This window comes from Methylobacterium crusticola (assembly GCF_003574465.1).
Classification (GTDB): domain Bacteria; phylum Pseudomonadota; class Alphaproteobacteria; order Rhizobiales; family Beijerinckiaceae; genus Methylobacterium; species Methylobacterium crusticola.
This window is the reverse complement of record NZ_QOWC01000263.1, coordinates 1-9,465: the sequence shown is the minus strand read 5'-3', so window position 1 is coordinate 9,465 and position 9,465 is coordinate 1. Positions and strand designations below refer to the sequence as shown.

10 protein-coding genes are annotated in these 9,465 nt (G+C 74.2%); 7 read left to right on the top strand and 3 right to left on the bottom strand.

All coding sequences use genetic code 11. The features are described from left to right. The 7 genes from DT057_RS35760 to DT057_RS32420 form a co-directional block, all read left to right on the top strand. On the top strand, positions 1-746 hold a 746-nt coding region (locus tag DT057_RS35760; protein ID WP_477458683.1), incomplete at its 5' end, for a polysaccharide deacetylase family protein. Continuing rightward, positions 743-2,620, top strand: a complete 1,878-nt coding sequence (locus DT057_RS32445; protein WP_128566155.1) for an ABC transporter ATP-binding protein — start codon at positions 743-745, stop codon at positions 2,618-2,620. The genes DT057_RS35760 and DT057_RS32445, both read left to right, overlap by 4 nt. Before the next feature lie 5 nt (positions 2,621-2,625). Further along, positions 2,626-3,513 (top strand): O-methyltransferase, encoded by an 888-nt coding sequence (locus tag DT057_RS32440; RefSeq protein WP_128566154.1) that lies wholly within the window; start codon positions 2,626-2,628, stop codon positions 3,511-3,513. Between the two features lie 2 nt (positions 3,514-3,515). Further along, positions 3,516-5,477: an ABC transporter substrate-binding protein gene (locus DT057_RS32435; RefSeq protein ID WP_128566156.1), complete on the top strand. Its 1,962-nt coding sequence runs from the start codon at positions 3,516-3,518 to the stop codon at positions 5,475-5,477. Continuing rightward, on the top strand, positions 5,474-6,499 hold the full coding sequence (locus DT057_RS32430; RefSeq protein ID WP_128566153.1) for an ABC transporter permease: 1,026 nt from the start codon (positions 5,474-5,476) through the stop codon (positions 6,497-6,499). Before DT057_RS32435 ends, DT057_RS32430 begins: the two co-directional genes overlap by 4 nt. Beyond that, positions 6,496-7,662 carry an ABC transporter permease gene (locus tag DT057_RS32425; RefSeq protein WP_128566152.1) on the top strand — a complete coding sequence of 389 codons (1,167 nt, stop codon included), beginning with the start codon at positions 6,496-6,498 and terminating at the stop codon, positions 7,660-7,662. The genes DT057_RS32430 and DT057_RS32425 overlap by 4 nt, the downstream gene beginning before the upstream one ends. A gap of 10 nt (positions 7,663-7,672) precedes the next feature. Continuing rightward, a complete protein-coding gene (locus tag DT057_RS32420) occupies positions 7,673-8,143 on the top strand; it encodes an NUDIX hydrolase (protein ID WP_128566151.1) in 471 nt (156 codons plus the stop codon). A 41-nt stretch (positions 8,144-8,184) separates the two neighbouring features. Here DT057_RS32420 and DT057_RS32415 read toward each other — a convergent pair whose 3' ends face one another. The 3 genes from DT057_RS32415 to DT057_RS32405 all read right to left on the bottom strand — a co-directional run bounded on the left by DT057_RS32415 (position 8,185) and on the right by DT057_RS32405 (position 9,259). Further along, complete coding sequence (locus DT057_RS32415) at positions 8,185-8,379, bottom strand: hypothetical protein (protein WP_128566150.1); 195 nt, start codon at positions 8,377-8,379, stop codon at positions 8,185-8,187. A gap of 213 nt (positions 8,380-8,592) precedes the next feature. Next, positions 8,593-8,886: a hypothetical protein gene (locus DT057_RS32410; RefSeq protein WP_128566149.1), complete on the bottom strand. Its 294-nt coding sequence runs from the start codon at positions 8,884-8,886 to the stop codon at positions 8,593-8,595. Positions 8,887-9,073: 187 nt separating this feature from the next. Continuing rightward, complete coding sequence (locus DT057_RS32405; RefSeq protein WP_128566148.1) at positions 9,074-9,259, bottom strand: YegP family protein; 186 nt, start codon at positions 9,257-9,259, stop codon at positions 9,074-9,076. Positions 9,260-9,465 lie beyond the last annotated feature (206 nt).

Here is a 9,465-nt window from a genome sequence, read left to right as displayed (position 1 = left end):
ACGACGACGCCACCGCGCCCACGCCCGCCCTCGAGCGGCTCCTGGCCCTGGCGGCCCGGACCGGGTGGCCCCTGGCCCTGGCGGCCGTCCCGGGCGGGGCCGGGCCCGCCCTCGCGGCCCGGCTCGCCGACGAGGCCGGCCTCGACCTCCTGGTGCACGGCCTCGACCACCGCAACCACGCCCCCGGGGGGGACAGGAGGGCCGAGCTCGGCCCGCACCGGCCCCTCGCGGCGCTGGCGGCCGACGCGGCGTCCGCCCTCGCCCTGGCCCGGGCGCGCCTCGACCGGCCCGGGCGCCCGGTCCTGCCGGTGCTGGTGCCGCCCTGGAACCGGATCGCCCCCGCCCTCGCGGCCCGCCTGCCGGCGCTGGGCTACGGCGGCCTCTCGGCCTTCGGGGCGCTCCCGCCCGTCCCGGGCCTGGCGCAGGCCCACGCCCACCTCGACCCGGTCGCCTGGCGCGCCGGCCGGGGCCTCGCCGACCCCGCCGCCCTGCTGGCCCGGGCGGCGGCGGCCGTCGACGCGGCGGCGGGGCCCGTCGGGCTCCTCACCCACCACCTCGTGCAGGACGAGGCGACGTGGGCCCTCTGCGAGGGCCTCCTCGAGCGCCTCGCGAAAAGCCCGGCGGTGCGGATCCTGCGGGCCGCGACGCTGTTTGCCCCGGGGGCGTCGTCCGTGCCACAAACCGCCTCTGGCATCGGACCCACGGGCAGCCCGCCCGCCCGAGAGGACAAGACGGCACCAGGATGACGGCACCGCTCCTGTCGATCCGCGACCTGAGGGTCGATTTCGCGGCCGATGCCGGAGCCTTCCGGGCGGTGGACGGCCTGTCGCTCGACGTGCCGGCGGGGCGCACCGTGGCGCTGGTGGGCGAGTCCGGCTCGGGCAAGTCCGTGACCGCGCAGGCGATCCTCCAGATCCTGCCCAAGGTGGCGCGGATCACCGGGGGCAGCCTGCGCTTCAACGACCCGGCGGGGCCGGCGGGCGGCCTCGACATCGCGGCCCTCGGCCAGGATTCGCGCCGCATGCAGGCCCTGCGCGGCGGTCGGATCGCGATGATCTTCCAGGAGCCGATGACCTCGCTCTCGCCCCTCCACACCGTGGGCGACCAGGTCACCGAGGCCCTGCGCCTGCACGCCGACGTCTCGGCCGCGGAGGCGCGGGAGCGGGCGACCGCGGTGTTCGCGCGGGTCGGCTTCCCGGATCCCGGGCGGGCGCTCCTCACCTACCCGTTCGAGCTGTCGGGGGGCCTGCGCCAGCGCGCCATGATCGCCATGGCGCTGATCACGAAGCCCGCCCTGCTCATCGCCGACGAGCCGACGACCGCCCTCGACGTCACCACCCAGGCCCAGATCCTGGAGCTGATGCGCGAGCTGCAGGCCGAGACCGGCATGGCGATGCTGCTCATCACCCACGACCTCGGCGTCGTCGCCAACATGGCCGACGAGGTCGTGGTGCTCTATCGCGGCCGGGTGGTGGAGGCGGGCCCCCGCGAGGAGATCTTCCGCCGCCCGGGCCACCCCTACCTCAAGGCCCTGATGCGGGCGGTGCCGCGCTTCCACATGCAGGAGGGCGAGCGCCTGACCCCGATCCGCGAGGTCAGGAGCGCGGTGCTGGCCCGCAAGGCCGGCGAGCCGCACCGGCCCGACCCCGCCGGGCCCCTGCTCGCCATCGCCGGCATCCGCAAGTCCTACACCCTGCGGGCGGGCTGGTTCAGCGGCACCGTGCGCACCATCAACGCCGTCAACGGCGTCTCCCTGAGCCTGCATCCCGGGCGCACCCTCGGCCTCGTCGGCGAGTCGGGCTGCGGCAAGACCACCCTGTCGAAGATCGTCATGCGGGCGATCCGGCCCGATGCCGGCACCGTCACGTTCGACGACGGCTCGGGGACGGGCCCCCGCGACGTCTTCGCCCTCAAGGACCGCGATCTGAAGGATTTCCGCCGCGCGGTGCAGTTCGTGTTCCAGGACCCGTTCTCGTCGCTCAACCCGCGCATGACGGTCTACGAGCTCCTGACCGAGCCCCTGCGCATCCACCGCATCGGCACCGCCGACGAGCGCTACGAGCGGGCCAAGGAGCTCCTCGACATGGTCGGGCTCGACAAGCGCTCCTTGCGCCGCTACCCGCACGCCTTCTCGGGCGGCCAGCGCCAGCGGCTCGGCATCGCCCGGGCCCTCGCCCTCAAGCCCCGGGTGCTGCTCTGCGACGAGCCGGTCTCGGCCCTCGACGTCTCGGTCCAGGCCCAGGTGCTCAACCTGCTCAAGGACCTCCAGGCGAGCCTCGGCGTCGCCTACCTGTTCGTCTCCCACAACCTCGCGGTGGTGGACTACATCGCCGACACGATCGCCGTGATGTGCCGGGGCTACATCGTCGAGGAGGCCCCCAAGGCCGCCCTGTTCCGCAACCCGGCCCATCCCTACACCCGCGCGCTCCTCGCCGCCGTGCCGGAGCCCGACCTCGACCATCCCCTCGACCTGAAGCTCCTGATGAGCGACCGCTTCTCCGACCCCGCCCTCTGGCCCGAGCCCTACCGCCTCGCCGGGGGCGAGGCCGGCGCCATGACGGAGATCGAGCCCGGCCACCGGGTCCGGGTCTCGGGGCCCGTGCTGCGGCGGGCGGCCTGACGATCATGCCCCACGGTGCCCACCCGCATCCCCTGCCCCACCCCCTGCTCGAGCGACTGCGCCGGCGCCTGCTCGGCCCGCTCTTCGACCGCCTCGGCTACGACCTCGTCCCGGCCGTCCCCGACTGGGCCCACCGCCCGCTCTCGGGCCCCGAGACCGCGGCGCTGATCGCCGCCGCCGCCGCCCGCCTCGACGCCGACCTCGCGGCCGCCGGCCTCGCGCTCCCGGGAGGCGCGCACCCCGCGGTGGCGGCGTTCTGGGAGCTCATCGCCGCCGCGCCCGTGGCGCAGCGGCGGGGCGGCAACGGCTTCAACGGCGCGCTCCAGCTCTACGTGCTGATGCGGGCGCTGCGGCCCCGGGTGATCGTCGAATCGGGGGTGTTCCGCGGGCTGACCACCTGGGTGATGCGCCAGGCCTGCCCGGAGGCCGAGATCCTCTGCTTCGACCCCGACCTCACGGGCCTGCGCTACCGCGACCCCCGGGCGCGCTACCACGCCCGCGACTGGTCGGCCTGCGACCTCGGGGGGCTCGACCTGACGGACGCGGTCGGCTTCTTCGACGACCACATCAGCCAGGCCCGGCGGGTGCTGGAGGCCCGGGCGCGGGGCCTCCACCGCCTCGTCTTCGACGACGACGCCGCCGCCCACCGCCTGCACGCCCACGGCGGGCCGGCCTTCCCGACCATCGCGATGCTGGTCGCCCCCCGCTCCGGCGAGCCGGTGCGCTGGCGCCGCAACGGGCGCGAGTTCGTCTACCGGCCCGACGACCCGGAGGCGCGGGCCGCCCGCGCGGCCATCGCGGCGAGCCACGCCTTCGACGACCTGCACGCGGCGACCGGCTACTCGCCGACCCGGATCACCTGGGTCCGCCTGAGGACGGAGGAGGGCGCATGACGATGCCCGGATGGGGACGGGCGGGGGCGCCCGGGGCGGGCGCGGGCAGCCCCGGGCGGCGGCCCGCCGCGGCGTGGCGGCGCGCCGCCGCGCGATGGCCCGCCGTCGCCCGGCTCCCGCTCGCGGCCCTGCTCCTCGCCGGCCCCCTCGCGGCGGCCGAGCTTCCCCCCGCCTCGGAGCGCCTGCCCCGGGAGCCCCTCGTGGTCGACCTCGCCGCGCAGGGACGCCAGGTCGGCCGGCCCGGGGGCGAGATCGCCACGCTCGTCGGGCGCGCCCGCGACATCCGCTACATCTCGACCTACAGCTACACCCGCCTCGTCGGCTACGACGCCCAGCTGACGCTCCGGCCCGACCTGCTCGCGCGGTTCGAGAGCGAGGGCGACAAGGTCTTCACCTTCACCCTGCGCGAGGGCCACCGCTGGTCGGACGGCCAGCCCTTCACGGCGGAGGATTTCCGCTACTGGTGGGAGGACGTCGCCACCAACAAGGACCTGAGCCCGGCCGGCCCGCCCGAGTTCATGATGGTCGACGGCAGGCTGCCGCGCTTCGAGGTGCTCGACCCCGCGCGCGTCCGCTTCACCTGGGACGCGCCCAACCCCCGCTTCCTGCCGGAGCTGGCCTCGCCGCGGGACCCCTTCATCTACCGGCCGGCCCACTACCTGAAGCGCGTCCACGCCCGCTACGCCGCCAAGGCCGACCTCGACGCGGCCGCCAAGCAGCAGAAGCTCAAGGGCTGGGCCGCGCTGCACAACCGGCTCGACGCGATGTTCGAGCAGTCGAACCCGGACCTGCCGACGCTCCAGCCCTGGCGGGTGACGAACATCGCGCCCGCCACCCGGTTCGTCTTCGTGCGCAACCCCTACTACCACCGGGTCGACGCGCAGGGGCAGCAGCTCCCTTACGTCGACCGGGTCCACATGGACGTGGCGGCGAGCGGGCTGCTCGCCGCCAAGGCCAATGCGGGCGAGGCCGACCTCCTGTTCCGCGGCCTCAACATGGAGGACATCCCGATCCTGCGGGAGGGCGAGCGCGCCAAGGGCTACCGCACCCACCTCTGGCCCACCGCCCGCGGCTCGGAGCTGGCGCTCTACCCCAACCTCACGGCCACCGACCCGGCCTGGCGCAAGCTCAACCGCGACGTGCGCTTCCGCCGGGCCCTCTCCCTCGCCATCGACCGGCGCACCCTCAACAACGCCCTGCTGTTCGGGCTCGGCACCGAGGGCAACGACACCGTGGTGGAGGGCAGCCCGCTCTACCGGCCGGAATACCGCACGCTCCACGCGGCCTACGACCCGGCGGAGGCCTCCCGGCTCCTCGACGCGATCGGGCTCGACCAGCGCAACGGCGCCGGCATCCGGCTCATGCCGGACGGGCGGGAGCTCGAGATCGTGGTCGAGACCGACGGCGAGAGCAGCATGCTCACCGACGGCCTGACGCTCGTGGCCGAGTTCTGGCGCGAGGTCGGCGTCAAGCTGTTCGTGAAGCCCCAGGACCGCACCGTGCTGCGCAACCGCGCCTACGCGGGCGCGACCGTGATGGTGGCGGCGCAGGGCCTCGACCTCGCCATGCCGACCGCCGAGATGCCCCCCGACGAGCTCGCCCCCGTCCACCAGGACACCTACGCCTGGCCCAAATGGGGCCAGTACGTCGAGACCAAGGGGCGCGAGGGCGAGCCCTGCGACGTCCCGGAGGCGCGCGCCCTCATCGACCTCAACGGGCAGTGGATGGCCACCGGCGACGCCGAGGTGCAGGCCCGGGTCTGGGCCGAGATGCTGAAGAACCGGGCCGAGAACCAGTGGGTGATCGGCACCGTCTCGGGCGCGCTCCAGCCGGTGGTGGCCCGCAACCGGCTCCTCAACGTGCCCGACCGGGCGACCTACAGCTGGAAGCCGACCGCGCTGATCGGGGTCTACCGCATGGACGAGTTCTTCTGGGGATCCAACCCGAAGGAGGCGGCCCGGTGATCCGCTACCTCGCGCGCCGCCTCCTCACCATGGCGGTCACCCTGGCGATCATCTCGGCCCTCGTCTTCGCCATCATCAAGCTGCCGCCGGGCGACTTCCTCACGAACCAGATCGCCGAGCTGCGCTCGCAGGGCGAGGCGGCCTCCGTCGCCAAGGCCCAGTTCCTGATGCAGCAATACGGCCTCGACCGGCCGGTCTGGGAGCAGTACCTGCGCTGGATCGGCCTCTGGCCGAACCCCGAGGGCGCCTTCAACGGCCTGATCCAGGGCAATTGGGGCTGGTCCTTCGAGTACGACCGCCCGGTGCGCGAGGTGGTGGGCGACGCGCTCTGGCTCACGCTGCTCGTCAACCTCGCGGTCGTGATCTTCGTCCACGTGGTCTCGATCCCGATCGCGATCTACTCGGCCACGCGGCAATACTCCCTCGGCGACTACGTGGCGACCCTGATCGGCTATATCGGCCTCGCCACGCCCTCGTTCCTGCTGGCGCTCATCATGCTGTTCTACGCCAACCGCTGGTTCGAGGTCTCGATCGGCGGGCTCTACGACAGCGCCTACGCGGGCCAGGCCTGGACCTGGGACAAGATCCGCTCGCTCCTCGCCCACCTCGTGGTGCCGACCCTGGTGATCGGCCTGGGCGGCACCGCCGCGATGATCCGGCGCATGCGCGCGAACCTCCTCGACGAGCTCGCCAAGCAGTACGTCGTCACCGCCAAGGCCAAGGGCCTGCCCCCGACCCGGGCGCTGCTGAAGTACCCGTTCCGGATGTCGCTCAACCCCTTCATCGCCGACATCGGCAACCTCCTGCCCCACCTCGTCTCGGGCTCGGTGCTGGTGTCGCTGGTGCTCAGCCTGCCGACGGTCGGGCCGATCCTGCTCGCCGCCCTCAAGAGCCAGGACCAGTTCCTGGCGGGCTTCATCCTGATGTTCGTCGCGCTCCTCACGGTCGTCGGCATGCTGGTCTCCGACCTGCTGCTCGCCTGGCTCGATCCCCGCATCCGGCTCGGGGGCGGCGCCCGATGAGCGTCGAGGCCCGCGGCCGCCCGCGCCACTTCGTCGACCAGGCGGCGTTCGATCCCGGCCTGTCGGAGCCGACCGGGGTGGAGAGCGAGGCCGTCGACCGCGCCTCCTCCTGGCGCCTGACCTGGTGGAAGTTCCGCAAGCACCGGGTGGCGGTGGCGGCCGGGCTGATCCTGATCGCCTTCTACGCCCTGATCCCCTTCGTCGAGGTGATCGCGCCCTACAACCCGGCCAAGCGCCACGGCGACTTCCTGTACGCGCCGCCGCAGGGCCTGCACCTGTTCCACGACGGACGGTTCGTCGGGCCCTACACCCATCCCTACCAGTTCACCTTCAACCTGGAGACCTTCCACCGCGACTACACGGTGGACCGCACGACGGTGCAGCCCGTGCGCTTCCTCTGCCGCGGCGAGGCCTACGCCTTCTGGGACCTCTGGGAGACGGACTGGCACCTCGTCTGCCCGCCGGAGGGCGGGACGCTGTTCCTGGCCGGCACCGACCGGCTCGGGCGCGACGTGCTCTCGCGCATCATCGCGGGGGCGCGCATCTCCCTCACCGTCGGCATCGTCGGCATCGCGGTGTCGTTCGCCCTGGGGTTGTTCTTCGGCGGGGTCGCCGGCTACCTCGGCGGCTGGGTCGACAACGTGGTGCAGCGCCTGATCGAGATCCTGCGCTCGCTCCCCGAACTGCCGCTCTGGCTCGCGCTCTCGGCGGCGCTGCCGCCGAACTGGAGCCCGATCCTGGTCTTCTTCGGCATCACGCTGATCCTCGGCCTCCTCGACTGGCCGGGGCTGGCCCGGGCGGTGCGCTCGAAGCTCCTGTCGCTGCGCGAGGAGGATTACGTGCGGGCCGCGGAGCTGATGGGGGCCTCGAAGGCCCGGATCATCGGCCGCCACCTGATCCCGAACTTCATGAGCCACCTGATCGCCTCCGCGACCCTGTCGATCCCCTCGATGATCCTGGGCGAGACCGCGCTCTCGTTCCTGGGCCTCGGCCTGCGGCCGCCGGTGACGAGCTGGGGCGTGCTCCTCAACGAGGCCCAGAACCTCGCGGCGGTGCAGCTCCACCCCTGGCTCCTCGCGCCGATCCTGCCGGTGGTGATCGTGGTGCTGGCCTTCAACTTCCTGGGCGACGGCCTGCGCGACGCGGCCGATCCCTACCATTGAGGGACCGGGGATGCGCCGCCGGCCCGCGGCCCGGCTGCTCGTGCTCGACCCGGCCGGGCGCGTGCTCCTGTTCCGCTTCGTCCACCGCGCCGGGCCGCTCGCCGGGATGACGTACTGGGCCACGCCCGGCGGCGGGGTGGAGGACGGCGAGAGCCTCGCGCAGGCCGCCGCCCGGGAGCTCGCCGAGGAGACGGGCCTGCGCCTGCCCGTCGAGGCGCCGGCGGTGGGCCGGCGGGACTTCGTGCTCCGGCTCGCCGACGGCGAGGAGGTCTGGGCGCAGGAGCGCTACTTCGTCGTCAGGGCCGGGGGCGAGCCCCTGAGCCGGGACGGCTGGACCGCCGAGGAGGCCGAGGTGATGGGCGAGCACCGCTGGTGGTCCCGGGCCGCCCTGGCCGGGACCGGCGACACCGTCTACCCCGAAGACATCCTGGCCTTGCTCGACGCCGCCGGGGAGCCGGCCGGGGGCGCCGCGGGGCCGTGAGCGGCGTGACCGCGCCGGTGCTCCCCGCGGCGGGCGCACCCTCAGGCGCGGTCCTGCTCGGCGTCGAGGGAGGCGAGCTCGGTGCGCGCCTGGAAGATCAGGCGGGCGTGCTGGAGCTGGAGGGCGCGGCTGTTGGCGCCCCGTCCGGCCGAGCTGCGGATCTCCGCGAGCGACCGTTCGTAGTCCTGGATCTGCGCTTCGACGCGACGGCGGCGCTCCGCGATGCAGTGTGGCATTCCGGTTCCCCTTGGTGTCGGACCAGGGCGCGGCCTCGCGGCCGGGCCTGGTTGTGGGCCAAGCCTGGCCGCCGGAACGGCCAAGCTGTGACAACCTTGGTCATCAGTGGGGCGAGAATGCGGCAGGGCCGCCCCGGATGGGGCGGCCGCTTCCGGATGCGGGACGGGCCGGCGCGCCGGCCGGCCCTCCCGGGCGACGCTGCGGGGCCCGCTTCAGAACCGGCGGTAGCCGTAGGGGCCGTGGCCGTGGAAGCCGGGGCGGCCGTAGCCGGAGTGGCGCCGGTAGCCGTAGGCGCGGCCGTAGGGCGGACCGAAGCGGCGGTAGCCGTAGGGACGGCCGTAATGGCGATGGCGACCGTAAGAGCCGTACTGCACCCAGGTGGTGGGCGCCTGCACCGCATCGGCCGTGACCGCGGGGCCCGTGAGCGGGGCCGCGCCGGCCCCCTGCGGCATCACGGCGGCACCCCCGAGAATCAGGCCTGCGGCCAGCATGACGGTTTTCAGCACGCGTGGGTTCCTTCCCTCGTGGCGGGAGACGCGCTCCGGACGGAGACGCGGACGCCGGTAACGCACGAGGGTCGCGGAGCGTTGCGTCGCGCCGGGCGGCCCTCGCCGGCCGCGCGCTCCGGCCCCAGGGACGCGCCCGCGGCGGGATCCCGCGTCCCGGGCACGGGGACCCGGCGGCGCCCGGGCGTCAGGCCATCTTCAGCGTCATGTCGACGACGGGGGCGTCGCCCGCCCCCTTCACGAGCGCGATGCCGTGCTCGCAATCCTCGCGGCGGGCGTAGCCCTCGGCCGAATCGGCGACGACCTCGCCGTTGCGGGCCCGCAGGCGCCAGCGCCAGTGGCCGGGGGCGTCCCGGTAGAGCTCGAAGCGCATCCGCATCTCCTCGTGGCGTGCCGGCCCGGGCCGAGGCCGGCCGTGACGAGAAACGGAGAAGCCCGCGCTCCGGATCCGGAGCGCGGGCTTCTCCTATGGCTCAGGTCGCGCGCGGCGACCGCGCGGGCGCGGAGGCCTCAGCGCGGGGCGCGGTCGAGCCAGCCGATCGCGCGGCCGTCGCGGCCGCCGTCGCGGCCGCCGCTCGG